The 24,699-nt window shown below is 54.6% G+C and carries 18 protein-coding genes and 1 other RNA gene; 7 read left to right on the forward strand and 12 right to left on the reverse strand.

What is annotated here, in order from left to right:
• Positions 1-116 precede the first annotated feature (116 nt).
• Together ACR3ZL_RS03805 and dapB are read right to left on the reverse strand one after the other, a co-directional pair.
• A complete protein-coding gene (locus tag ACR3ZL_RS03805; RefSeq protein ID WP_473649222.1) occupies positions 117-992 on the reverse strand; it encodes a 1,4-dihydroxy-6-naphtoate synthase in 876 nt (291 codons plus the stop codon).
• Positions 989-1,816 carry a 4-hydroxy-tetrahydrodipicolinate reductase gene (dapB, locus tag ACR3ZL_RS03810; protein WP_473653407.1) on the reverse strand — a complete coding sequence of 276 codons (828 nt, stop codon included), beginning with the start codon at positions 1,814-1,816 and terminating at the stop codon, positions 989-991. The genes ACR3ZL_RS03805 and dapB overlap by 4 nt, the downstream gene beginning before the upstream one ends.
• 32 nt (positions 1,817-1,848) lie before the next feature.
• On the opposite strand from dapB, the gene ACR3ZL_RS03815 reads away from it, so the two are divergent.
• Both ACR3ZL_RS03815 and ACR3ZL_RS03820 read left to right on the forward strand, forming a co-directional pair.
• Complete coding sequence (locus ACR3ZL_RS03815; RefSeq protein ID WP_473649221.1) at positions 1,849-2,040, forward strand: hypothetical protein; 192 nt, start codon at positions 1,849-1,851, stop codon at positions 2,038-2,040.
• 39 nt (positions 2,041-2,079) lie between these two features.
• The gene (locus ACR3ZL_RS03820; protein WP_486173217.1) at positions 2,080-3,630 is read left to right on the forward strand and encodes an FMN-binding glutamate synthase family protein; all 1,551 of its coding nucleotides are present in this window, start codon (positions 2,080-2,082) and stop codon (positions 3,628-3,630) included.
• On the opposite strand, the gene ACR3ZL_RS03825 is transcribed toward ACR3ZL_RS03820, so the two are convergent.
• Entirely contained in the window at positions 3,627-5,087 is a 1,461-nt protein-coding gene (locus ACR3ZL_RS03825) for a hypothetical protein (RefSeq protein ID WP_473649218.1), read from the reverse strand. The genes ACR3ZL_RS03820 and ACR3ZL_RS03825 overlap by 4 nt on opposite strands.
• A gap of 65 nt (positions 5,088-5,152) precedes the next feature.
• On the opposite strand from ACR3ZL_RS03825, the gene ACR3ZL_RS03830 reads away from it, so the two are divergent.
• Positions 5,153-6,865, forward strand: coding sequence for an alpha-keto acid decarboxylase family protein (locus ACR3ZL_RS03830; RefSeq protein WP_473649217.1), 1,713 nt, complete (start codon positions 5,153-5,155; stop codon positions 6,863-6,865).
• Positions 6,866-6,994: 129 nt separating this feature from the next.
• Here ACR3ZL_RS03830 and ACR3ZL_RS03835 read toward each other — a convergent pair whose 3' ends face one another.
• Both ACR3ZL_RS03835 and ACR3ZL_RS03840 read right to left on the reverse strand, forming a co-directional pair.
• On the reverse strand, positions 6,995-8,713 hold the full coding sequence (locus tag ACR3ZL_RS03835; RefSeq protein ID WP_486173218.1) for a hypothetical protein: 1,719 nt from the start codon (positions 8,711-8,713) through the stop codon (positions 6,995-6,997).
• 201 nt (positions 8,714-8,914) lie between these two features.
• Complete coding sequence (locus tag ACR3ZL_RS03840) at positions 8,915-9,967, reverse strand: potassium channel protein (protein WP_473649215.1); 1,053 nt, start codon at positions 9,965-9,967, stop codon at positions 8,915-8,917.
• Between the two features lie 285 nt (positions 9,968-10,252).
• Here ACR3ZL_RS03840 and larC point away from each other — a divergent pair, with 285 nt between their 5' ends.
• On the forward strand, positions 10,253-11,461 hold the full coding sequence (gene larC, locus ACR3ZL_RS03845; protein WP_473649214.1) for a nickel pincer cofactor biosynthesis protein LarC: 1,209 nt from the start codon (positions 10,253-10,255) through the stop codon (positions 11,459-11,461).
• 15 nt (positions 11,462-11,476) lie between these two features.
• Here larC and ACR3ZL_RS03850 read toward each other — a convergent pair whose 3' ends face one another.
• The gene (locus ACR3ZL_RS03850; protein ID WP_473649213.1) at positions 11,477-12,358 is read right to left on the reverse strand and encodes an NADP-dependent methylenetetrahydromethanopterin/methylenetetrahydrofolate dehydrogenase; all 882 of its coding nucleotides are present in this window, start codon (positions 12,356-12,358) and stop codon (positions 11,477-11,479) included.
• A gap of 288 nt (positions 12,359-12,646) precedes the next feature.
• Positions 12,647-13,144 (reverse strand): formaldehyde-activating enzyme, encoded by a 498-nt coding sequence (gene fae, locus ACR3ZL_RS03855; RefSeq protein ID WP_473649212.1) that lies wholly within the window; start codon positions 13,142-13,144, stop codon positions 12,647-12,649.
• Between the two features lie 164 nt (positions 13,145-13,308).
• Here fae and ACR3ZL_RS03860 point away from each other — a divergent pair, with 164 nt between their 5' ends.
• Positions 13,309-14,568, forward strand: coding sequence for an ATP-grasp domain-containing protein (locus tag ACR3ZL_RS03860; protein ID WP_473649211.1), 1,260 nt, complete (start codon positions 13,309-13,311; stop codon positions 14,566-14,568).
• A gap of 80 nt (positions 14,569-14,648) precedes the next feature.
• On the opposite strand, the gene pyk is transcribed toward ACR3ZL_RS03860, so the two are convergent.
• Positions 14,649-16,133: a pyruvate kinase gene (pyk, locus tag ACR3ZL_RS03865; RefSeq protein WP_473649210.1), complete on the reverse strand. Its 1,485-nt coding sequence runs from the start codon at positions 16,131-16,133 to the stop codon at positions 14,649-14,651.
• Between the two features lie 376 nt (positions 16,134-16,509).
• Here pyk and rnpB point away from each other — a divergent pair.
• Positions 16,510-16,925: RNase P RNA component class A (rnpB, locus tag ACR3ZL_RS03870), an RNA gene on the forward strand.
• A gap of 139 nt (positions 16,926-17,064) precedes the next feature.
• The gene (locus ACR3ZL_RS03875) at positions 17,065-18,120 is read left to right on the forward strand and encodes a ThiF family adenylyltransferase (RefSeq protein WP_486173219.1); all 1,056 of its coding nucleotides are present in this window, start codon (positions 17,065-17,067) and stop codon (positions 18,118-18,120) included.
• 6 nt (positions 18,121-18,126) lie between these two features.
• On the opposite strand, the gene panB is transcribed toward ACR3ZL_RS03875, so the two are convergent.
• From panB to ACR3ZL_RS03895, 4 genes are all read right to left on the reverse strand, one after another.
• On the reverse strand, positions 18,127-18,939 hold the full coding sequence (panB, locus tag ACR3ZL_RS03880) for a 3-methyl-2-oxobutanoate hydroxymethyltransferase (protein WP_473649208.1): 813 nt from the start codon (positions 18,937-18,939) through the stop codon (positions 18,127-18,129).
• Between the two features lie 259 nt (positions 18,940-19,198).
• Entirely contained in the window at positions 19,199-19,795 is a 597-nt protein-coding gene (locus tag ACR3ZL_RS03885) for a hypothetical protein (protein ID WP_473649207.1), read from the reverse strand.
• A gap of 99 nt (positions 19,796-19,894) precedes the next feature.
• Positions 19,895-23,323: a PVC-type heme-binding CxxCH protein gene (locus ACR3ZL_RS03890; RefSeq protein WP_473649206.1), complete on the reverse strand. Its 3,429-nt coding sequence runs from the start codon at positions 23,321-23,323 to the stop codon at positions 19,895-19,897.
• A 131-nt stretch (positions 23,324-23,454) separates the two neighbouring features.
• Entirely contained in the window at positions 23,455-24,699 is a 1,245-nt protein-coding gene (locus ACR3ZL_RS03895; RefSeq protein WP_473649205.1) for an SGNH/GDSL hydrolase family protein, read from the reverse strand.

Here is a 24,699-nt window from a genome sequence, read left to right on the forward strand (position 1 = left end):
AGAGAAGAAAAGGCAATCCATTTAGGCTCCAGACTAGTTCTTGCCTGAAATTCTGGCAACAAAATTACGGGTAAGTGTCCGTTGCTGGAATGTGCCCGTTGATCCGGGCACGCTGCCTATATCTCTAAAATGCGTAGATCAGGCGTATTGTCACCAACCTTACCAGCATTTTTCGCCAGTTCGGACAACTTTTTTAGTGATTCGGCTCCGGCGCCCTCTAAGGATTCTGTCCAGGTGTTCACGTACAGTTCAACGTGTTTCATCAGCACGGCATCGTCCATTGATTGGGCATAGCGACGCATCGCTGGCAAAGCCGATTCGGGGGTCTGTCTGGCTACGGCAAGTGACTTGGTGATCACATTGGATACTTGCCTGATCGTGGCATTGGAATGCTGGGTTCGCATCAGCAGCCCCCCCAGCGGCAAGGGGCACTGGGTCGTTGCTTCCCAGCGTTCACCTAGATCTTCGACGCAGTACAGGCCGGATTGCTCGTACGTGAACCGGCCTTCGTGGATGCAAACGCCGAAATCAGCGGTGCCGTCGGCCAAACGCGGCATGATTTGCGAAAAGACAACATGCTCGACGCGGGCGGTGTCGGCATGAAAGAGATCCCAAAGCAGCTTGGCGGTCGTGTGTTCGCCAGGGCACAACGCAAGTTGATCGGCGGACTCGGGGCGGCTATTTGGCTTGGATGCCAATAGCAACGGGCCGACTCCAAATCCGATCGCTGAACCGACCGGCAAGACAACGGTTTCAGTGGTGTGATATAAGGCCGCATGAAAGCTAGCCTTCAAAACATCGAATCGCCCACCGGCAAGACCTTGGTTCAGTTCATCAATGTCCAACAAGTCGATGACGAATTCGAAGCCGAGCGTATCGACCCGGTCTTCCAAGAGTGCGGCGAAGGCGAACGTGTCATTGGGACATGTAGAAATGCCCAAGTGAATTCGCTTGCCAGCCCCGACGGTTACAGTCGATGGGCCAACGCTCATTCGGCTTCGTCGCTCATGCCGAGTACGTCGAACATGTTGTACATGCCAACCGGTTTGGTTTGACCGTCGTCAGCACCACATAACCAGCGTGCAGCGGCCAACGCGCCCGATGCGTAGCAATCACGATTACTCGCCGCGACGTTCAGTTCGATTCGTTCGCCGAGCATCCCGAAAACAATCGTGTGTTCGCCAGGGTTATCACCGACGCGAATGGCGTGGTAACCGATTTCATTCCGCGTGCGTTGTCCGGTATGTCCTTCACGCCCGTGGACGTGGTTCACTTCACCGTCCATTGCGTCGGCAATCAGTTCACCAAACTTCAATGCTGTTCCACTGGGGGCATCGGCTTTGAAACGGTGGTGTCGTTCCAGAATCTCGATGTCCACGCCGCCGGCGACGTCTTTCAGTGCCGATGTAATTTGTGCGGCGACCCGCATCGAAAGGTTCACCGCCAACGACATGCTGGGGGCCCACACAATCGGGATGGTCTTAGCGGCTTCCTTCAATTGATCTTTTTGGGCTTCACTCAGCCCGGTCGTCGCAACAACCAACGGAAGCTTTTTGGTGACACATGCATGCACACAGCCTTCGATTGCTTCGGGTAGCGAGAAGTCGATAACGACGTCCGCGATTTCCGGCCAGCACGAGGTCAGCGGCGTTTTCAGTTCGCCGACCCCAGCGACCAATCCCGCGTCCTGCCCAATCCTAGGATGGTCGGGGTGATCGATTGCGGCGATAACATCGAATCGTGGCGAGTTGCCCGACTCGTTGGGATTGGTGATTTCAACCGGAGCGGTGGCGAGAGCGACAACGCGTTGGCCCATGCGGCCGGCCGCGCCGTGAACGGCAAGTTTAATTGGGTTATTCATGCCCAGAGTTTACCGACTTCCCCGCCGTTCGCCCATTGCCTACCGATGACAAGTTGAACCCAATCGAAAGCCGCGTGATGGACACTTTGGGGGTGTTTGCGTCGACTCATGACGGTGGTGCGACTTTACCTGGCGAACGCTCGTTCGCCCCATCGGTTGACGACGCAGTGCTAAGATAGACGGAAGTCAGCGATCGTTCCTGCTTCGAGATTGATTCCATGCTTACTGTGCTCGCGAACCACTGGATCTTGGCGGCGTTCGGTGTGATCGCCGCACTGGGTGTGCTTGTCTTTATCTATGATGTGTTCATTCAAAAGAAGCATGCGATCAAACACAACTTTCCAATCATCGGCAACATTCGATATTGGCTGGAAATGATCGGCCCCGAAATGCGTCAGTACTGGGTTGCCAACGACAAGGAGGAAATGCCGTTCAACCGCGACGAACGCAGTTGGATCTATGCGTCTTCGAAAGGGCAGAACAACAACTTCGGCTTCGGCACCACCGAACAACTCTACAGCATCGGTTATCCGATTATCAAACATGCCGCGTTTCCGTTCCCAGAACACAAAGCGGAATACGCCCATAAGGACAAGACCTACATTCCCTGTCTGAAAACGATGGGAACGGTCCGCCAACGCCGCCGACCGTATCAACCGCAATCGGTCGTCAATATCTCAGCGATGTCCTTCGGTTCGCTTAGTGCCAATGCGGTCGAGGCGATGAACTTGGGGGCTATGGCTGCGGGATGTTTTCACAACACCGGTGAAGGCGGCGTCAGCAAATACCATTGTCGAGGTGCGGATTTGATGTGGCAAATCGGTACCGGCTATTTTGGAGCCCGCAACGGCGATGGTCGATTCTCGATGGACGTGGTTGCTCGGCGGGTGGAAGAGAATAACCACATCCGATGCATCGAAATCAAGTTGTCCCAAGGAGCCAAGCCAGGCAAGGGCGGGATTTTGCCGGGGGTCAAAGTGACCGCCGAGATCGCGGCGACACGCGACATTCCGCTCGGCATTGATTGCATCTCTCCGAACGCGCACTCGGAGTTTGATACGGTCGATGAGTTGATCGATTGGATCGAGCGATTGGCCGAACGAACGGGGCTTCCTGTGGGAATCAAGAGCGCCGTTGGGGCAACCGGGTTTTGGCGTAAGCTGGCCACCCGGATGCGACAACGCGGCGAAGGTGCCGATTTCATTACGATCGATGGTGGCGAGGGCGGCACCGGTGCGGCACCGCTTGCGTTTGCCGACCACGTTTCGTTGCCATTCAAAATCGGGTTCGCCCGTGTTTACCAGATCTTCCAAGACGAAGGCATTTCGCGGGACATCGTCTGGATTGGAAGCGGGAAATTGGGCTTTCCTGATCGTGCGGTCGTCGCCTTTGCGATGGGGTGTGATGCAATCCAGATCGCTCGCGAATCAATGATGGCGATCGGATGCATCCAGGCCCTGAAGTGTCACACCGGGCACTGTCCCGCTGGCATTGCAACCCAAAATCGCTGGCTGCAAGCTGGCCTTAACGTCGAAGACAAATCGAAGCGGATGGCGAGGTTTATTCAAAGTTTCCGCAAAGAGTTGTTGGCACTTTCGTATGCGTGCGGATATCAGCATCCGTGCCAGTTCACTGGTCGGGAAATTGAATTCAGTACCGGCGTTAACAAGTTTTCGCGGTTGCACGATGTGCTGGGTTACACCCGAGACGATACCGGGTTGAAGGAAACCCGATCGACAGACACTTCCGAACCGGAACTGGTGACTTAGGTCCGGTCCGATCCGTCGGCCGCTTGATTGTCTTGCGAACTAGCCAGGGTCACGATCAGCGCGGTGATGCTCATTGGGACGAATACCATCGCCGCATCGGAAAATCGGCCCACCGGTGGACTCGTCAAAGCAACGAAGCCAATCTTCATGACGGCGTAGCTAACCGCGATCAGGAAGAGTGGCTTCAGCGGTGACCAGTTCACGACCTGGGGGGCGCTGTGACGAGTCGCCCGGTACATTACCCATCCGGCGAATCCGATCAGGCACGGGAAATAGACCGGATGCATGGCGAAGTTTGCAAACGATCCCCACACGCCACGCCGGAACGCCAAAATGCACCACTTCAGATATCGCAACGGATACGCAAGGACGATGTCACGGTCCAGTTTGGTGAGAGCTTGGTGTTGATCGACGATGTCGCCCGAGATCGTCTCTTCAGTAGCCGGAATGACGACTCGATAAGTCATGTCATCCCATCGGCTGTCGATGGTCATTGTAGCGTCGGCACGCGCTTCAATTCCGTAAAGTTCACGACGAGCCTTGGCAATCGCCTGACCCAGTTCACCGCTTGTTCCAGGTAACGCCGATAATTCGTCCGCATCGAGTAACTGGGTTGTCACTGCCGCCATGTTTTGATGACCAAACGGCAGCGGACCAAAATCATTGACAACGGCACCTCGAAAAGCACACCAGCCGAGTACCACACATGTAGGCAGTACTACCACCAGAATCGCGTCGACGAATCGCTTGCCTAAACGCACGAACGCGGCTTCAGAAGGCCGAACCAACATCGCCAAAAACAGCCATGGGATTAGGAACAGGTAAGCTGGCCGGATAGCGATCACGAACGCTGCCAGGACGCCGATCGCGAATGCACGCCAGGGTCGATTGCCCAGTCGCCAGCTCTTTGCGACCAATGCCACCATGATCACACTTAGCGACATCGCCGGAGCATCCGTCGCGATGGTGCTGACGTGATCCCAGAACGTGTTGGTCACCGCAAGTGCCACGCATCCAACCGCAGCGACACGTTTCGAGACACCCCACTGAATGAGTTCGAAATACCACAGGCAAACTGCGATGGCATGCAATCCAATTTGCATAACCACAATGGCTTGAAGGGTTCGTTCCTTGTCGCCAAAGAAAAGCGATCCAGTACGCAGGATCGCGGGGTATCCGGGTGTGCGAATTTGAGTACAGAGATCTTCGGCGGTCGCGAAGGAATAATTTTGGTAGCTGGGAGTATCGGATACCAGATGAGGCTGAATTCGACCGGTGATGCCGCACACAACCAGCAAGCCAGTCCACACCAGCAAACAGCAAATCAGGAGGGGTACGAGTGAGGGCCGCATGTGGTCTTGGAGCTGGACGCTGTGGAGGTGAATGCGATCGGGGTTGCAGCGATCGAGGTGGATGCCGTCGTCTGAATTTGCTTTCCCGATGTCGACAGCAGACAATAGAGGATAGCGTGTCGCGATCACAACGCGGGAGCACCTGTCCTTTTCTTTCAGAGGAGACAACGATGACCCATCCACCGGTTTTGACTGGCGAGGGAGTTTCGATCGGCCAGTACCTGATCAAACGCTTGCAGGACTATGGTGTTGAAGACGTGTTCGGCATCCCGGGCGATTATGTGCTGGCATTTTACAGCGAGCTAGAAAAGAGCCCGATTCAGGTCGTTGGTTGCACTCGGGAAGACAACGCCGGTTTTGCCGCGGATGCCTATGCAAGACTTCGCGGGATGGGCGCATTGTGTGTGACTTATTGCGTCGGTGGATTGAGCGTCTGCAATTCAGTCGCTGGGGCTTATGCCGAAAAGTCTCCGGTTGTGGTCATCTCGGGGGCTCCTGGACTGAATGAACGAACGAGCGGGGCGTTGCTGCACCATATGGTTCGTGACTTTCGTACCCAGTTGGACGTCTTTGAAAAATTCACGATCGCGTCCACTGAATTAGCTGATCCTCTGATTGCGTTCGCTGAAATCGATCGTGTTTTGGATGCGTGTGACCGTTTCAAGCGACCGGTATACATCGAGTTGCCCCGCGACTTGGTGCACGTGGTTCCACCGTCGGCGCACGCCTATCGCGTTCAGCATCCTGAACCTGACGAAGCGGCGCTCGCCGAAGCGGTCCAGGAAACGGTTCGCCGTTTAGAAAACGCGGAGCGTCCGATCATCGTCGCCGGAGTCGAACTGCATCGTTTTGGCGTGCAAGACCGTCTGCTTGAACTTGCTTCGCGATGTCAAATTCCCATCGCGGCAACGATCTTGGGCAAAAGCGTGATCAGCGAACGGCACCCGCTATTTGTAGGTTTGTACGAGGGAGCCTTGGGGGACGCGGAGGTCACGCGTTTTGTAGAGGACAGCGACTGCATCTTGCTGTTGGGCACCATCTTGAGTGACGTCAACTTGGGCGCGTTCACCGCGAAGTTGGATCCGCGGGTTTGCATTCACGCGACCAGCGAGACCTTTCGGATCTCGCACCATCATTACCACCTAGTGGACTTTCGCGAGTATCTGGAACGACTCGATGGGCAGCTAAACATCAAGGCCTCCCGTCCCATACCGGATTCACTAAGGCCGCAGTGTGCCGTCGAACAAGAACACGCAGCTAGCAATGATCCGAATGCCTCGGCCGAACTTTCATCGGGACCCGTTGAAGGATTGCGAACCAGTGAAATGATGCGTGAACTGAATCGCTGGATCAATGAAGATACCATCGTGATCGCGGACGTCGGCGACGCGTTGTTCGCTTCGACGGAGCTCACCATTCATGACCGCGGTGAATTCTTGGGGCCGGCTTATTACACATCGATGGGGTTTAGTGTGCCGGCGGCATTAGGCGCTGCAACGGCTATGCCCGATCATCGCGTGGTTGTTCTGGTGGGCGACGGCGCCTTCCAAATGACCGGCCAAGAACTGAGTAGCTTAGTGCGTAACGGTCATGCTCCGATCGTGATTGTATTGGACAATCATGGTTACGGAACCGAACGGTATCTTCAAAACGACCGCTGGGACTACAACGAGATCCAGCCATGGGCGTATGCCGATTTCCCCGCCATCTTCGGTGCACCACAAGGCGTTGTGGCGGAAACTCCCGAACAGTTCAAAGCGGCACTGAAGAGTGCGTGGGGTTCACCTGACAAGTTGCATTTGATTCATGCCAAGCTAGAAGAAGACAATGCCAGTGATACCCTCAAGAAGTTAGCCGAAGGGCTTGCAAAGCATGTCGGCTAACACTTGCTAAGGTGATGTTCGGCGAGTGGATCCGTCCCGATATCGTTGTGTCGTTAACGCAAACAAGCCTTCCCGAGCGTTGGCTCCGGAAGGCTTGATGCGAATGTCAATCGTAAGGATTGCGTTCTTTTAGCGAGGGAAGTTTTCCATCGCCTTCTTGCGTTGCGTTTCTCGAACGGCAGCACCGATGGAGCGGATCACGCCGTCGCTGATCACGATGCGAGTGCTTTGGCCGTTGTCGACCGCTTTGCTAATCATGCGAAGCGTTCCGCGATCGGAAGCTCGTGATAGCGAATCCAACATCGAGATGATGGCATCATTCGATTCGATCGATTGAGCGAACTGAAGGATTGGCAACATGTTGACTTCGAATTGACCCAATAGGTCGCCGCTGGATTGCGGTTGTCCGGATGCACCATCGATCATTTCCATCATCAATGGAACGCTGGAGTCGCCGAGTCCGACGTAAACGGCTTTTTCGCCGGTGCCGATGTGCAAACGAACGGTATCGCCAAAGATCTTGCGAAGTTCGTCAGCCTTGGCTGGGATATCCTTTTCGACCAAGTGCAAAACGACGCCCTTGTAGGTGTCCCGGTCGAACTCAAAGCGTGGAGCGTCGCCGCGTCCTTCTAGTTTGCGGGCGATGTCCTTGACGATCGTAGCGGCTTCGTTGCCGTCAGCGATGAAGGATCCCAACGCGAATTGCAATTGATTCGCATCGGTCAATAGAACCGCACCGGCGTCAAATTTGCCTTCTTCGTAGGACTTCAAGGTCAAGTCGGTGACCCGTTGGATCATGTCGGTGATATCCGCGACTTCGTTTTCGCTAAGTTCGTCTACTTGGCCCAACGCACTGCCAGCCATCTTGACTGCGTTTTGGATGCTGCCACGAGCTTGTTCGATCGTTTCGGGACCGACCGATGCAGCAGCATGGAAGTATGCTGCGGCGTCGTCGCGGATGACCATCGAGTAAGCCGATGGGATTGGCTTTTGGCCTTCGTAGATCGATGCCAGCTTGGTACCAGGGATGGCCGTGAAGGATGCATCCAGCACGATTTGGCGGTTGGCGGAATCAATGTCCAGGCCGATCATCAGATCATCGGTTTGGCTGATGACCTGTTCGAGTTGGTCCATGGATTGTTCGGCGTATTGGCGAGCTGAATCGGCATCTTTGCCGTTTTGACGACTCATCGCTTGGTCGAAACCTTGACGCAATTGCGTGATCATCGCGTTGCGAACGGACTCAGGAACCTGTTGCATGTCCAACCGAATGCCCAGATCGTAGTCCGTGCCCATGGCCGAAATCAGCGACGATGGATCGGCCGGTGCTTTATCTAGAACGTTTCGGTTACGAGCCAGGACGGCCCAGTTGCCTACTTGGCGGATGAAGACCACGTTAGCACCAACGTTGATGACCAAAGTGCCGTCGTCGAGTTCATCGACGGGACCGGTTTGGGCTTCGAGTTGCTTTAAGATCGCTCGCACGTTAGCGGTCGGCAACATCGCGATCGGTTCAGGCACCCCGTCAACCAGTGGCACCAAAACGCCAACGGGTTGGTTCTTGTCGATGCCCTGTGCAAACATGCCCGACATGATCTCGAACGTGCCACCAAATTGGGGCATGCCAATCGCATCGGTCAGGTAATTGATGTCCTGAACCAACTGATTCAGGCTGCCAAGTGTGACAACGACGACCGGTTCAGTGGTCTGGCTGCCTTGTTGGATGGGGGCGAGTTGTTCTTGAGCTTGGGCGACCAAGGCCCCGTTGGTCATCGCAAAACTGCTTAAAAAAGCAAATGCCAGCGTGGCCGTACGAAGAGTCTTGGAACGAGAAAACAAACGTCTCACAGGTTACATCCTTTATTGGTTGAACAAATCAGAGGTGTCACGGGGACGTGCGAGTTCAGTTCGGTACAGGATTTCGCCTGTTTCCGTATCGATTGGCGATTAGCCAATCGCGAAACGCCACCTATCGCCGGACACCTTCGTTGGGAGGCTTATCTACACGTGTTTACCCCGGCTCGGTAAGATTGGTTTCAAGAAAATCACTTATTCCGATGAATCTTCTTCCGGCTCGATTTCGAGCATGTCCGCACCGTTGTTTTGCTCGATTTCTCGTTCTAAACGGACAATCATCAGCCGAATCAGCCTCGCTTCTCGCTGAATGGTCGTTAATTCGGTTCGCAATCGAGTAATCTGTTTTTCAGGAGTGGATCGAAACAGACGAGCTGACACGTCCAGCAAGACGAGAGCTCGAAATGCTTTCAAAACGGTTCCCCGTAACCGGTAGGCACGCACCAGCTTGGATAGCTGCGGGATTTTTGCCAGTCGAGCTAACCGCGAACCCCGCACCGCCTGCAACGACCGCAGGAAGGAAAAGAACGGCAAGATGATGATGGCCAAGTCCACCCAGTTGCGGCGGATATAGTCGAACTTCTTTTCCGCGATGGAAACCATCAAGATGAATTCGCCCGCGAACGCGAACCAAATCACGCCGGTTCCTACGTGCAACGCAAACCGAAGCCAACTGTATCGAGCGACCTGTTCTTTCAGTAAAAACTCAACGGTAAGCACTGGCAGAATCAACAACGCGATGCCAATCATCGGGATGCTGAAATGTTGTTCCAACCGTCGCCGTAATCGCCGATTGGGGCGTTGCCATTTCAGACCGGGCAGCCATAAACGTCCATTCATTTCCACACTGCGAGCGCACATTCGTAGCGACGGACACACGCAAAACAAAACGCCGTAGACGTGGAACCATCGCATGGACCAAGACTTCGGCCGGATGATCCAGTGATAGATGGATTCCAAAATGACCAGTGGCCAGATCACGTACATCAGCCCAACCGCGGTCCGTTCAAGCATCAACTGGGAATGCGTTAGCGGCCCGATCACGCGGTCCACCGCTAGTCCAGTTTCCGTCTTAGTCGCATCGGTAGCATCGGTCTGAACTACGCCGATTTCAGGTGTACCGAGGGCTTTTTCACGCAGGGACGGAACGTCTACCCACAGCACGATCAAAATCGCCTGGCAAACCAGGAACGTGACCGCAGCGGCGAACATCAACGGAGCGGTGGCGTGCGCGATTCGGGCGTGCATTGGATGAAGATGGCGGAAACTCAATGAAGCGATGCTCCACTAGTGACTCGCCAGCCTGAAGTGACTCCGGCTAATGCGATGCCAGGAAATCGTGCGATACCAAAGGATTGTGGCATGCCAATTCGTGATGTGATGCACAAGGATGTTGTCATGCTCGCGCAAGCGACGGTGTCCGAGTAAGCTAACTCGGCTTCGCTCGCAGCAACGTCCGAGTGAAGCTGTACTCTGAATTTCTTAGATCGCTGGGCCTTGGTATCGGCGATGCCCTCTGTTGTACTATTGACCATGAAAACACATCTTCATTTTGATTGCCTCAGCGGCATCAGCGGCGACATGACCCTGGCATCTCTTATTGATTTGGGGGTGGATGTCGACCTCATTCGGCGGGGTTTGGATTCGCTTAATGTTGCTGATTTGAAGCTCGTCGTCGATGATGTTAAGAAATGTGGCTTCCGCTCGAAGTTCATTTTGGTTGAACATCCCGAACAAAAAGCTCACCGGCATTTGCATCATATTGATGCCATGATCGATGCGGCCGATGCGATCACCGATTCTGCAAAAAAACTCGCCAAAGCGATGTTTTTGTGTGTTGGAAAAGCGGAAGCCCGTGTGCATGGATGTGATTTGCAGAAAGTGCACTTCCATGAAGTCGGTGCGGTGGATTCGATCGCGGATATCGTCGGTGTGGCTATCGCAATCGATGCCCTCGGTGTGCAAAGTGTAACGTCCACGCCGGTGCCCACTGGTACAGGCTCGATTACGATCGATCATGGGCGCGTCGGAATCCCGGCCCCTGCCACTGCCGAAATCCTAATTGGCGTTCCGGTTGCCGAATGCGCGATCGAATCCGAACTGACGACGCCGACCGGTGCCGCGATCATCAAGACGCTCACCCAGCTATTTCCCTCGGTTCGACCGTTTGGCCCCGCGCCGGCCATGATCGCCTATCGAGTCGGATACGGTGCGGGTTCGCGAGATCTGCCAGGGCAAGCGAACGTGTTACGGGTCACGATGGGGGAACTGCAAGCCGACACCGAACTTCCGGGGCAGTTCGAGGTTGACCGCGTTACGCTCTTGGAAACCAACATCGATGATGCAACGGCGGAAGAATTAGCCGACGTGGCCGAACGGTTGTTCGCGGCCGGTGCCTTGGATGTTTGGCAAACACCATGTGTGATGAAAAAAGGGCGGCTGGCGAGTGTCCTGTCGGTCCTATGTGGCGGCTCGAAGGTGACCGCGATGCAGAATCTCTTGTTCGAAAACACGTCGACGATTGGCATCCGGCGTCAGGTGCTCGATCGCACCAAGTTGATCCGTCGGGGGGTCACGGTAAAGACTCAATACGGCAACGCGCGTGGTAAGGTCGTCACACTGCCGAATGGCAACGAACGATTCACGATTGAAGACGATGAGGCCAAACGATTGGCGTCGGCGGCGAAGGTCACCACGTCGGAAGTCCGCGAACAGGCGATGGTCGCTTGGCGAAGCGAGTGAAGCTTTCGCTCTACTTTACTTCATTTGTTGAATCGTTAAGTCGTAGACTTCGTTAGCATCGATGACCTCGGTGTTGGACTGAAAGAGTTTGGTGATAGCGGCTTTATGAGTTCGCATCTTCAGGCCGCCGACGCCGATAGGTCCATAGACGACTGGCGATGTATCCGCATCAGGATGGAGTGGCTTGGCTTTATCGAAAGCTTCGATCCCGCCAATTCCCGCTGGTGGCACTGCGTTGAGATCAATCGCAACGGAGAGTTGACCGAGCTTGCCTAGCTCTTCTTCCGACATCAATTCCACTCCCGCTGCTCCACAAGCGATGATGATTTGTGCCCGTTGCAACAACGCAACCTTAGCCTCGTCGTCTTCAGGAGCTGCCGCCTCAAGCTTCGCATCAGGAACCTTTGTCGTGATATCGTTGCAGGCCGATTCGGCTCGTTTGAGCGATCGACTCGTGACGATGACCTGCGATCCCTGACGTGCGAGCATCTGACCCACTCGGCGGCCCACCGGGCCGGTGCCACCAAGAACAACAGCAGTGGCTCCTTCGAGCTGAACATGTTTCGATGCTGTCGCGACTGCTGCCGCGGCGGTGGTGTTGCATCCTGAAGCGTCCAGCATGACCGACACGCGGACCGGGCCAAAGAAAGCCTTCTTTACCGCATCAAACAACTGTTCGGCTTGATTGACATCGCTACCGCCAATGAACACGGCGGTGCTCTTCAGGTCCTCGCCACCCCGCGTGAAGATCGCGCCATGGATCAAACTTTCCACATACGATGGCTCAACGTTTCCATACTGAAACAGATGATCGACCCCAGCATCAACGGCGACCACACCATCAAATGAGCTGGGGTGAGTGTCGACATCAAGCTGAAGTAGGATTTTGGCGGGCATGGCGATCGGTTTCCCAAAAACGACAGACGGATTAAAGCTTCAACAAGTTTCAATTGCAGGTAGTGGACGAGGCAACGAGTCCGTTCTTCTTAGGCTGTTCGGTGGGACTCATTTTCTCGCCCACTGCGACGAACCCTCGGATCGAAGTAGCCGAAGCACGTGGTAAACGAAAAAAGCTCCGGAGAGTTCTCCGAAGCTTCGTTGGTTTTCAGTTCAGCATGTTTTCGAAACGACTTGAATATATGCTGAAGAAATCATTCGACTGAACTCAAAGTTCAAGACTTCGAATTAGAAGCCCTTGAATGGGTGAGCTGCGGAGTCCTTCTTGGCAAGCATGTCGTCAACGCTTGGCTTACCAGCCATCGCACTCTTCAGCGATTCTTTGGTCGCTTCGTAGTTGTACTTGTAGATCTTTTCGTCGTCTTCGGCGGCGGGGTGAATGAACACGCCACAAACGCAAACGAGGTCTTCGCAAAGATCCTTTGGAATGATGCCTTCGCTAACTGCGTCGGCGACTGCTTGTGCGACGGCGGCTTGTGCAGGACCGAACATTTGGACGGCTTGCTTCATGCCTTTGATCGTCACTTTCGTGATCATGACGGTCGATGGCTTCACAGCGACGTTAGGTTCCAATACGGCCAACAGATTGGTGTGGCCTTCGCTTTGGTTTGCCAATGCGTTTGCGAAAGCGGTTCCGACAGGACCGTTTTTGCTGCCGATCATTAGGTCGATGTGAGCGATTTCGTTACCGTCGCCGACCAGGGCTTCTCCGACGTGAAAATGCATGACTGGATGCCTCAAGGGAAGAGTGATAGGGTCAATTGAAAACGACCGGTGGGGAACCCGATGTCCTTGCCCCACACTAGGTTGATACCGAGAGTGATGGGTGGGTCTTGCAACGCGAAACAGTAACAAAGTCGAACAATTCCGCCAACCTGTCGAGCGGCTCGTTGTCAAATCCGGCCTGTCAGCAAACGATTCACGGGCTCAATCGCGTTTTGGTGGCGGGCGCCTCGGTCCGTTGGGCGGCCCAATCAGCGCAACGCGCGAACTATGTGGTGTCGGGTATCGATCTGTTTGGTGATACCGATACCCAGGCCGCGTGTGATCAATATCGGCGTTTGAACGTGCCACGGGATTCCGGCGAAACCACGATTGCGCAACAAATCGGCTTGTTTGCACGCCAAACAAATTCTCGAGTCATCCCCGTGGGGGGGCTCAGTATGTTGTCCGGGGGATCGGGGGGATCCGAGTCCGCACCGGATGCAGATTATTCACTGGCAATGGATCCGACTTGGCGTCACCTGCAGCAGTATTGTCAGCAAAGCGGTTTCGAATTTCCCGAAACCTTCCCGGGCAGGGAGATCAATGGAAGTCTCCTGTCGAAGCTGATCAACGGGGGACGATGGCTGGTCAAACGGCTTGGAACGACAGGCGGGCTGGGAGTACGATTTTTCGATGCGAAAATGCTAGGTGCCCAATCGCAAACGCTCGCTGCGGATTGCATCGTCCAGCGATATGTCTCCGGGCGTCGATTCGGGGTCGTAGCACTCGCGGGTGTCGATGGCATCGAAATCTTGGGCGTTTGCCGCAGTCTTCACCAACGTCTCGGCGATCGGCCTTTTGTCTACGCCGGTTCTGCTGGACCACTTGCTTGCGTCACTGATGAAACAGCCAGTCAGTCCAGGACAGATCTGCCTTTCGAACGGTTGCATCGTCTGGCTAGCCTTGTCGCTGAGTCGGAAAACATCCGCGGACTCTTTAACTTGGATTTTATCCGAGATCCAGGCGGTCGCTGGTGGCTGCTGGAAGTGAATGCACGTCCGAGTGGTTCATGTGAGGTGATTGAGCGAGCGGCGATCCAGTCCGGTGTTTTTTCAGCGGGGCAATCGCTGATTCAGATGCATCTCAATGCACTCGAAGGCAACCCACGCCGGGGCCCTTGGCGGAACAGTCCTGACACGTTGATCAAGCGAATTGTGTACGCCGATCACTCGGGCTATTTTTCCAAGCCAATCGAACGCTGGGACCACATCGAGTTGGCAGATGTTCCTCGTGACGGAACGCGGATTCAAGCCGGCGAACCGATAGCGACCCTATTGCTGCGTGCTCAAGCAGGAACGGCAGCAGCGACCAAGATCACTGCTCTATCGATGCGGTCTCGCTATCGACAGTTGCGAACCGCGGTTCGAAGCCACACCGGTAGCTGAACTCCAATTGATTGCTCTCGATGCGATAAAACAGCAACCGATTAGCGGCTGCTGCAACCAAGACGCTAACGCAACGAAGCCTACGGGACTTGGCGAAGTTGCAAGGTGTCGATGATCTTGTCGTCAGCCAAAGCGTTTGTGATCACTCCCAGCCAAACGCCCGATGGGCACCATTTGTTGTTTCGCAATCGCTCCAAAGCGTCCTTGATCGTGACCTCCGGATCATCCGAAAATTCCATCAGGAACGGTTCCACGCCCCAAGGCAACAACAACTGTCGGAAGGTGGATTCGACGTCGGTGAATGCAAAGATGGGGACGCCACGGGGGCGTAATGCACCCAGAACGTAGGCGAGAAAGCCACTTCGCGTGAAGACAACGATTCCCGATTGACCGAGATCCTGAGCTAGGATAGCCGAAGAACGAAGCATTTTCGCTTTCGGTTCATGAAGCTTGATTCTCTGGTTCAACTGGCTGCTCACCGAAGGCTCGATGCTTAGCAGGATGCTCTTGAGCGTTTCGACGGATTCAATCGGATAGGAACCGGTTGTGGTTTCACCCGAAAGCATGACCGCGTCAGCTTGCTCGCGTACCGCGTTGCACACGTCGGAAATTTCAGCCCGTGTTGGGATGGGCTGGTCGATCATCGATTCCAGCAAGTGGGTTGCGATGATGACCGGTTTGCCTTCCGCTTGGCAAGCAAGCACCAGTTCCGTTTGCACGAGCGGTAGGCGGTGGAAATCAATTTCAATTCCGAGGTCTCCCCGCGCTACCATGATCGCGTCGGCGGCGCGAACAATGGCCGTCATGTTGCGAACACCCGCTTGTTCTTCGATCTTCGCAATGATGCGGGCGGGTGACCCGAGTTCATCTAAATAGGCTCGCAGTGTGTCGACATCGCTGGCCTGGCGTACAAAAGACAACGCGACGAAGTCGATACCTGCTTCGACGCCGGCTTGCAAATCGAGTTTGTCTTTCTCTGTCAAAGCTGGCAAGCTGATCTCAACGCCCGGCAGATTGATGTGCCGCCGGGATCCAATCGATCCTGGTGTCATGACCTTGCAATCGATCCGGCTCTCTGTCTTGCTAAGGATCTGCAGACGCATCAAGCCGCTGTCAATTAGCACCGTCGAGCCGACCTCCACGTCTCGTGGTAAGTCCGGATAGTTGACGGTGACCGAAGCGACTTCGTCGGTCAACTCGGATTCGTCCACACACAGACGCAAGATATCGCCAACGGCTAGGACGAACGGTTTATCAACGGGACCGGTCCGAATTTCGGGCCCTTTGACGTCGATCATCACGCCGACGTGTCGATCAATTTCGTTGGAGACCTCACGAACGCGAGCGACGATTTCACGCACCCATTGGCCGGTACCGTGGGCCATGTTCAAACGCACGACATCCACGCCCGCCTGAATCAATTCGGTCAGTTTTTCTTTTGAGTCGGTGGCTGGGCCCAGGGTCGCGATGATTTTTGTATGTCGATAAGCCGACATCGCTTGTGAGGCCGGTACTGATTGATCGAGCGTAGAACTCGCGACTGAAGCAGCGGGTGTTTGTGACAAAAGAGACTTCCCCAAAGACGTGAATTAAGTCCAGGCGAGAGATACAGGCCGGATTGGATTGTTAACCCTATACCGGTTCTAGTCATCGACTAACTCGGAAGGAAGTCACCGCCGATCCTAGGTTGGATAAAACAACATGAACGCGATGCAAGCCCGGTGATCGCTCCATAGTTGCCTGCTGAGTGGCATCCATTGGAGGGATTTCAGGTTGATGATGAAGAATTCGCTGCCGATTAGGGGGCTGACGTCCCAGCAGATGACGGCGGTGTCGTCGATCGTCGGAAAACATCGGCGTGGGGTGCGGTTGATGGTCGGCCGATCCTATTAGACCGCTTGCCCCATTGTCGGGATATGACGATGCTTGTGGGTTGCCGAATCAGTGGGTGGGGTGATCGCTGGTGGTGGCCGCGGCTTGTCCGAGGTCCATCACTGGAGGAAAGTCCGGGCTCCGCAGGGCGGGATGGTCGATAACGTCGACCGGCCGTGAGGTTAGGGAAAGTGCAGCAGAGAGTAGACCGCCGAACGGTTGATTCCTTGAATCAATGCGTGGTAAGGGTGAAACGGTGCGGTAAGAGCGCACCAGCGAACGGGGTGACTCGTTCGGCTTGGTAAACCCCATCCGGAGCTAGACCAAACAGGATGCATGAAGCTGCCCGCTTCGCTATGACATCCGGGTAGGTCGCGATTGAGACGGCGAGCAATCGTCGTGCACAGATAAATGGTCACTGGCGTTTGTTTCGAGCTTGCTCGGGATAGGCGTTACAAAACCCGGCTTACAAACCCACTCATTCGGCATTCCTTTTCATCCCCTGCAGTCCCCAACTATTGGCCGCCGATCAGAAATACTCTTCGGGCAGAAATTCTGGTCCGGCAGATTTTCGTTCTGGCAGAATTTCGTTCCGGCCGCGTGCAGACCTCTGGGTAAACGCTCATGAGCATTTCCTCACAACAAGACCGCTACCTTCGCCAGTCCCAGTTCGCGCGGATTGGCGAAGATGGCCAGAATCAGATTCAGCGATCCCGTGTAGCTGTGCTGGGATGTGGAGCGCTCGGGTCGGTGGCTGCTGAATTGTTGGCCCGCGCTGGTGTAGGCGAAATCACTTTGATCGATCGCGACTTGGTTGAGTGGAGCAACCTACAGCGGCAGAGTTTGTACGTCGAAGCTGATGCGGTCGCAGCGTCGGCGAAGGCGGAAGCGGCGGCCATCCATTTACGAGCAATCAATTCATCGATCAACATTCGTGAACACGTCGTCGATATCACACCCGCCAACATTTCACAGCAACTGCAGGGTTGTGACCTCGTCATCGACGCCACGGACAACTTCCCGGTTCGATTGCTGCTGAACGACTGGTCGCTCGAAAATCAAGTCCCTTGGGTGCACGGCGGATGCGTCGGCGCCTCGGGCCAAGTGCGGTTGTTCCCGGGTTTTGCTCCTTGCTTTCGGTGCTTATTGCCCAATGCTCCGGGGCCCGGCGAAACGGAAACCTGCGACACGGCTGGGGTCATTGGACCGGCGACCCACTTAATCGCAAGCTTACAAGCGGCCGAAGCGTTGAAGTGGTTGTCCGGCAATCGCGATGCGGTTTGCCAGCAGGTGCAATCATTCGATCTGTGGCGAAATCAATCTCATGCGATCACGATTCCTGAGTCGGGCCGATCAGGATGTGTTGCTTGTCAAAAACAGCAATACGATTACCTGCACCCGGCAACCGACCAAGGTCAGGATGCAGCATCCCTGTGTGGCCGTGACGCCGTTCAAATTCACGCTCCTCATGCCGGTGATATTGAGTTTGCGATTGATTTTGGAAAGATCGCAACGGCTTGGGAAAAGGTCGCGCCAGTTCAGCAGACCCGCTTTTTTGTTCGGTTGCTTTTAAGTGACGATCAATCGATCACGTTATTCCGCGATGGGCGAGCAGTGATCAGCGGCGTACGTGATATTCCACACGCCCGATCATTGTATGACCGCTATGTCGGGTCGTGAGTTGAACTACTTAAAGCTCTCTTGTGAGCTGGGAAAACTGCCTTTCTTGACTTCCGTGATGTAGTCCGATGCGGCTTGTTCAATCGCTTTGCCGACCTCAGCAAAGTTGCGTGTGAACTTCGGCGTGTAGCCTGACGTCATCCCCAGAATGTCATGGGTAACCAGCACTTGCCCGGATACTTTGGCTCCAGCACCGATCCCGATGGTGGGAACCTTCACCGCTTCGGTGATCGCCTCGGCGGCCTCAGTGGAAACGCACTCGATCAAGACAGTGAATGCGCCGGCGTCTTCGGCTGCCTTGGCATCCGTCACCAATTGTTCGATGTCACGCTGGACTCGGTAGCCACCTTCAACATGGATGTTTTGCGGGCGGAGACCCACGTGCGCCATCACGGGAATGCCCGCGGTCACCATGGCCGCGATTCGCCCCGCTTGTTCTGCGCCGCCTTCAAGCTTGACCGCCGAACACTGGGTTTCTTGCAGGACGCGGGCTCCGGCTTCGATGCTGCGATTGATCTCCAGTTGACCTTCAGGAAATGGCAAGTCCACAACCACCAAGGCACGCTTGGCGGCACGACCGACCATTTCGGCGTGGTAGATAATTTGGTCCATCGTGACGGACAGTGTGGTCTCATGACCTTGCACCACCATCCCCAGAGAATCACCCACCAACAGAATGTCGATCCCTGCACGATCAAGCAGTTCAGCGGTGGGGAAATCGTACGCGGTCAACATGGTGATCGCGTCTTCGTTGTTGCGCATCCGCTGGAGAGTGCGAATGGTGATTCGTTTGACGTTTGTCTTCGAAGAATCGCTCATGGGGGACTTGCTAGGTAGGTGATGGAGTGGTCCGTCGATTACGGCTTAACGTTACCAACGTTGGCAAGCATAGCGGATCAACGGCTCAAACGAACCCACCGCGTCTAGCCTGATTTTCGCATCGTCCAAGATGTTGTAATGAGACGCTCTTCCCAGAACGTCCTCCCCCAAGGCGAAACTCGCTTTCCTCGGACGTCTCCGCAGGCAACTTCACTTTTCAAGTAAGCCGAAACCATCTACACCCGATTCAGCGATATCACTATCCACCGTCAGAAGCGATTCGGATCGCCGTGAATGTTCGGTCCAACTTCAAATCGACCATTTCCGAAAAAACAGCGTGCATCTTCACCGTCACCACGACTTGATCGCTTTGCATCCGATCGATCGTGACCTCCGCTGTAGATAGAGGGTCCTGATCCGTCATCCAGTCCATCAACGGGTTGCCGTATTGGAATGCAGTGAACTCACCCGTACGCAACGCGGAGAAGTTATGGTGCTCGGAAACAGTGACGGCGGGGCGGTCGTTTGGAACAGGAGAAAAACGATAGGTTTGGCCAACTTGAACCTTGTGGGGAAACTGAAAGCTGATGCGGTAGTATCCGGCTCCATCGAACGTACGCGTGTCAAACGCGCCAGTCTCTAGGTAAAGACATGAACCAAGTCCCCAGACGACATCATGATATTCGAAGGCACCATTGTATGTTCGATCAGTAATGCCAATTGAGCCATCATGCCATCGGTAGACATTGGTTCGGCGAATCGGGTCGCGTCCAACTGTCGCCTTCCAAACGAACATCGAACCTGCCGAAACGGTAACCAGGCCAAGCAATGACAGTAGGCCAAATTTAAGTCGCATCAATTGTTAGCCGGATGGGGGAAGGCATCACCGTTGAAGGAGCGGTTTGCTTAGAAACGATGTTGATCATTGCAGGCTAGGCGATTAACACGCGATCCATCACTGGCCGCCTTCAGGTTGGAATTTGACCTGATTGTCGGCGGCTTTTAACTCAACACGAAGCCCGCTGCTTTGGCGAGTTTTCGTGTCGATGGCGAACGCTAACGAATGGCTTCCAGTCGCAAGGGTTACCGGTGCGGTCAAATCATCAACTTGATTGCCATCGATCCAAAGCAACAATCCGGACGTGTCGTTGATGTCCAATCGCAATCGGCCAGCGACCTGCACGTTGAAGTCGCCTCGGGCGAATACGGTCGACGCGGCTGGCAAGTCGACCGCTGGTAGTTCACCATTCACCTTGCTGTACTGCGGAGTCCAGGTGACATCATCGCTAGGGATTTCATCGTCAGACGCCGCCGCTGCAAGTCGCCACTTTCGAATGACGGGACTTTCGTCGTTGGCGAAATCGCCGGGTGTGCCCAGAACGGTCATGAACTTGGCGAGGTCAAGGAATTCATCCCGGTTGTTCAGTTGGTCAGCCAGTCCCGCAGGCATTGCTGACGGTTGGGGGCGTTCGAATTCGATCTCCTCGACATCAATGCGGACTTCTTTGCCGCCGTCGGCAGCGTCTCGGACGACGTATTCGTCTTCGTTCTGGAAAGTCACGATTCCGGTTTGAATCGAACCGTCCGCGAGCAGGAACATTCGGTTTTCGTAGTGTTCGGCAATCGCGGCGTTGGGTTTCAAAATGGATTCGACCAAGTAGCCCGGTTTCGATGCCGAGCCTACGGCTACCAGATTAGGGCCGATCACAGGGCCCGCCGGTCCTATCGCATGGCAATTGATGCACGAAAGTGACTTGCGGCGGAAGATCATTTCGCCTCGTGCGGCGTCGCCTAAGTTGACAACATCTTCGGTGAGTTGATTCTGGTCTTCGGCTAATAGCTGGGCACTCAAGGAAGCTTGCGTGTTTGTCGATTGAAAGAGTTCCGCAAGCTCGCTGGGAAGCTTCCCGGACATGCGATGGTATGTAGCTACCTTAGCCGAAACGGTCGGATGGATTTCAGTTCTTTGCAGCGATTGGGTAAGCAAGGTCGCACCGTTTTTTTGTTTCAAAATCGCTCTGACAATCGGCACCGGGTCGATGTCTTGCGAATCTCGCGAGAACAACTCGCTTGCGATTTCGACGCTGCGATTCAGCTTCGTGTATGCGAGACCGATGATCGCGGCGGAACGAACTTTGGCGTCTCCTTCGACTGCAATTTTCTCCAGCGATCCGGCGTACTTTGGGCTGGTCTTGGCGAGTGAAATAGCAAGGGTTTGACGCAGGTCAGGATCGCGTGATGGATCGTTCAACATGGCGAGTTCGTTCTTGCCAGCGACTTTCCATTCACCCAGGTTACGAGCTGCCAAGACAGCGATGTTTTGATTCGTGTGGTTCAGTAAACCAACCATTGCACGCATCCGGCGTTGAAGGCTTTTAGGCCACTTGGAACCGGCCAGTTGTTCGAGTGTTTCCAGCATCGCGATCGTGGTTGGTTCAGAAAGATTTTTGTTTCCCCTGGTGATCGCACTCAATACGCTTTGTACGTCGTTGTCCGTTCCAACGCGGATTAGCTGTGTTCGAATTCCAATAAGCTCTTTGTTGGTTGGCGCATCCTTAGCGAGTAGCTTGGCGATTCGCCTGTTCAGGCCGACCCCAGCACCACTTTCGACGTATTCGCGATGCGAGGGATCGGCGAAGGACATCGTGTCCGCTTCGAGTGCCGGACGCCAGTAACTTTCCAAGGCCGCCAATGTTTGCGGTAGAGCTTGGTCTAAGATCGGATCGCCAGGGTGGTCGAGCGATATGAGAGCCGCCGTCAACGCTTCTTTTTGGGGAATGAACCCTGCCGAAAGGACAGCTTCCATCCTGGTGCGTGGGAATGGGTCATTGGCGACTTGGGCGACCATGTCAATTGGGTTTGATAGTTCATCATGCCAATAACGAATGATACGTGCTCCCGCCGAACGGGCATGACCGTCCTTGGCGTTCAGTACGCGGGTAAGAATCTTCTCGCTCACGCGTTCCACGTTTTGGCATGCCCACATGGCTTCGACGAGATGGTGGTCGTGGTCCGGATCGGTTGCGTCGAGTCCGTCGACCCATTTTTCGGCGGCCGCCAGAACTTGGTCAGCGTCTCGCTCGCTCAATTCCTTACGGGCTTGATGTCGTATCCAGGTTTCGGGGCTTTGCAGTTGATCAACCAGCGTTTCGATAGAACGACCGACAAGTGCGGGTTTGTCCGTCAGCGGGCGTTCCTTGTGCGTGATGCGCCAAATGCGACCGTGCTCGTGATCGCGTCTTGGATCGCGGAAATCGTGATTGGCGTGGTTGATGATCGAGTTGTACCAATCGGCCACATAAATCGCACCACGAGGCCCGACCTTCACATCAACCGGGCGGAAGTTGGGATGCTTCGAAGTCATTAGCGGCGGTAACACGTTGCACGAGAAGCCAGCACCGTTTTCGATGAATTCGTAACGCACCACCATGCGGCTCTTGAAACGACCGGTCAATAACTGTCCTCGAAGGTCTTCGGCAACGTGGGTTCCTGTAGCGAGGTCGCCGCCACATTGTTTGTCCGTTTTGATTAGCTCGCGGATTTGTACCGCTTCATCGCTGTTTCCTGAGGCGGGTGACAAGTACATGATCTTGGGGTTATTGACCATGAATGATTGTCCCCAACGATCGAAGACATGTCCCCATGGATTGCCGCCCGTTCCGCGACAGAACATTCGTAGTTCTTGGGTTCGTGGATTGAGTTGATAGACTCCGCCATTGAAGTTGCGAATAACGCCGTGCTGGGTTTCGACCTGCGAGTGCAAGAAAATGCCTTCTTGGAAATAGATCCAGCCTCCAGGGCCTCGTCGCCATGCACTGATTGAATGGTGACTGTCTTCAATTCCGAATCCGGTCAGCACGAGTTCTTTGACGTCGGCGACATCATCGCCATCAGTGTCTTTTAGAAAAAATACGTCCGGGGACTGGGCGACATAGCAACCGCCGTTTGCGAGTTCGATACCGGTGGGTAGATACAATCCATCGGCAAACACGGTCGATTTGTCCGCTGCACCATCGTCATCGGTATCTTCCAAAATGATGATTTTGTCATTGGCTTTTTCGCCCGGCTTTAGTTGCGGGTACGCCCACGAACAGGCAACCCATAATCGACCGCGGGAATCCCATTGCATATGAACGGGATTGGCCAACATTGGATCCGATGCGAACAGATTGACTTGATACCCCGGCAACAATTCGAAGTTCTCAAGTTCCGAGCTGGGATCGTGATTGTTCATCAGATCCAAGTTCGCGCCTCTCAAGTTGACGGTCTTGATGCCTTGAGCGTCTTGGCCGATTGAAAGAGATGCCGGTGCAAGTAGTGCCAAGCAAGTAAGGATGCAGGCGATATGCAAAACGGGGCGTTGGGTGGGGCGTGAATCTAGCATTGGAGGCGGGGCAATTAGGATTCGGCTGGAATTCGCTTGGGGGCGATTGCTGTTTGGGCGAAAAAGGACACCTCGCTTACTTTCGGCGGATGCCGAAGAGTGAAAAGCGTCACTTATGCGAGGGCGTGAAGTCACTTGTCGATTGGCGTTAATCGCCACCGCCGTGTTTTCAGCGGTCTGGGGCGACGAAGTTCGGCGTCGCGTTGGTTGGCTAATTCATTGAACGCGATCACCTCGCCTGGCAACGCTTTGCCACTGGGCGAACGTTGGCGTTCGCCGACAATGTGGACTTGGTTGAGTGCTTTCCAGCTATAGACGAATTGCAGGTTTTTGTCGTTCACCTTCGCACGATACGCTTCAAGTTCAATATGAGCGGGTGAGTGGTCGATCGCGATTCCTTCAGCCCAGGCACTGGCGTTTGCGGTTACAACCGTTTGGCCATCAACGTCTAGTTGGAAGGTGCCTGGGTTGAGGTTTTTGACCATCAATTTGTCACGTTGGAAATCCAATTGAGGCGGTAGCGTTTGGTCCGTCGGTGGCGGCAAACGCGGTGGGGAGGTTTCGGTGACATCAAAGATCAACTGTGAGGATTCCACTTGTAAGTTCGTGATTTTGACTCCGGTGGATTCACTTGACGTGTCTGTCGCATCGATTTTCAACAACCAAGGCTGGTGAGCTTGATGGTCTTCTCCCGTTAGCAATTGGCTTGCAAATGAGTGGCTCATCGCCCAGTAGCCAAACGGGGTTAAGTGGATTCCGTTGTGAGTCAGGTTAGGACCGGCCGACTCGTTCATTAAATAGAGCGACGATTCGAACAGGTCAACAAATGGAATCCCGGCACTGTCGGCGACTTCACGCATCGCTTTGGTGTATGCGGCCAGATCCTGATTGCGAAGTTCTTGTTGCGGGGTCAGGTTTCCGAGATCTTCGCAAGCGATTGGGGATACTAGGATCATTCGGACGTCGGACTTCCCGTTGTACTTCTTGCCGGCATGAGACGCGATTAATGACGACAGGTTTTGCTTAAACCGATCAATCGCTCGTTCGCCGTCAAAAGACTCACCCATGCCGAAGCACGCGATGATGACATCCGTTTGATGGTCGCTGAGCGTGCTTTCTTCGGAAGGGAAATTGGTTGGCCGATCACGCGCCGCAAGCATGTCGCCGCCCCAGCCCAAATTGCGTATCGAAACAGGAGCATCTTGGGGATGTTGCAAAAGCAACGTTTCCAGGTATCCGTGAACTCGCAATTGATCGGCAAAGGTATTGCCAATGATGGCGATTCGATCGCCGGGACGGATGGGCGACTCGGCGAATGTGTCGAGTGACACAAAAAGTGAGCAGACAAGAACCGCAATTTGGTAGATGTTTTTCAT

This window comes from Rhodopirellula sp. J20-39 (assembly GCF_057365095.1).

Bases quoted from the DNA above. Each gene is read 5' to 3' on its own strand.
- fae (WP_473649212.1), bottom strand. From the start codon at position 13,144: ATGCATTTTCACGTCGGAGAAGCCCTGGTCGGCGACGGTAACGAAATC.
- ACR3ZL_RS03850 (WP_473649213.1), bottom strand. From the start codon at position 12,358: ATGCCCGCCAAAATCCTACTTCAGCTTGATGTCGACACTCACCCCAGC.
- ACR3ZL_RS03885 (WP_473649207.1), bottom strand. From the start codon at position 19,795: ATGCGACTTAAATTTGGCCTACTGTCATTGCTTGGCCTGGTTACCGTT.
- ACR3ZL_RS03895 (WP_473649205.1), bottom strand. From the start codon at position 24,699: ATGAAAAACATCTACCAAATTGCGGTTCTTGTCTGCTCACTTTTTGTG.
- ACR3ZL_RS03830 (WP_473649217.1), top strand. From the start codon at position 5,153: ATGACCCATCCACCGGTTTTGACTGGCGAGGGAGTTTCGATCGGCCAG.
- ACR3ZL_RS03875 (WP_486173219.1), top strand. From the start codon at position 17,065: ATGAGCATTTCCTCACAACAAGACCGCTACCTTCGCCAGTCCCAGTTC.
- ACR3ZL_RS03820 (WP_486173217.1), top strand. From the start codon at position 2,080: ATGCTTACTGTGCTCGCGAACCACTGGATCTTGGCGGCGTTCGGTGTG.
- ACR3ZL_RS03890 (WP_473649206.1), bottom strand. From the start codon at position 23,323: ATGCTAGATTCACGCCCCACCCAACGCCCCGTTTTGCATATCGCCTGC.
- ACR3ZL_RS03805 (WP_473649222.1), bottom strand. From the start codon at position 992: ATGAGCGTTGGCCCATCGACTGTAACCGTCGGGGCTGGCAAGCGAATT.
- ACR3ZL_RS03840 (WP_473649215.1), bottom strand. From the start codon at position 9,967: ATGCACGCCCGAATCGCGCACGCCACCGCTCCGTTGATGTTCGCCGCT.
- dapB (WP_473653407.1), bottom strand. From the start codon at position 1,816: ATGGGCCAACGCGTTGTCGCTCTCGCCACCGCTCCGGTTGAAATCACC.
- panB (WP_473649208.1), bottom strand. From the start codon at position 18,939: ATGAGCGATTCTTCGAAGACAAACGTCAAACGAATCACCATTCGCACT.
- larC (WP_473649214.1), top strand. From the start codon at position 10,253: ATGAAAACACATCTTCATTTTGATTGCCTCAGCGGCATCAGCGGCGAC.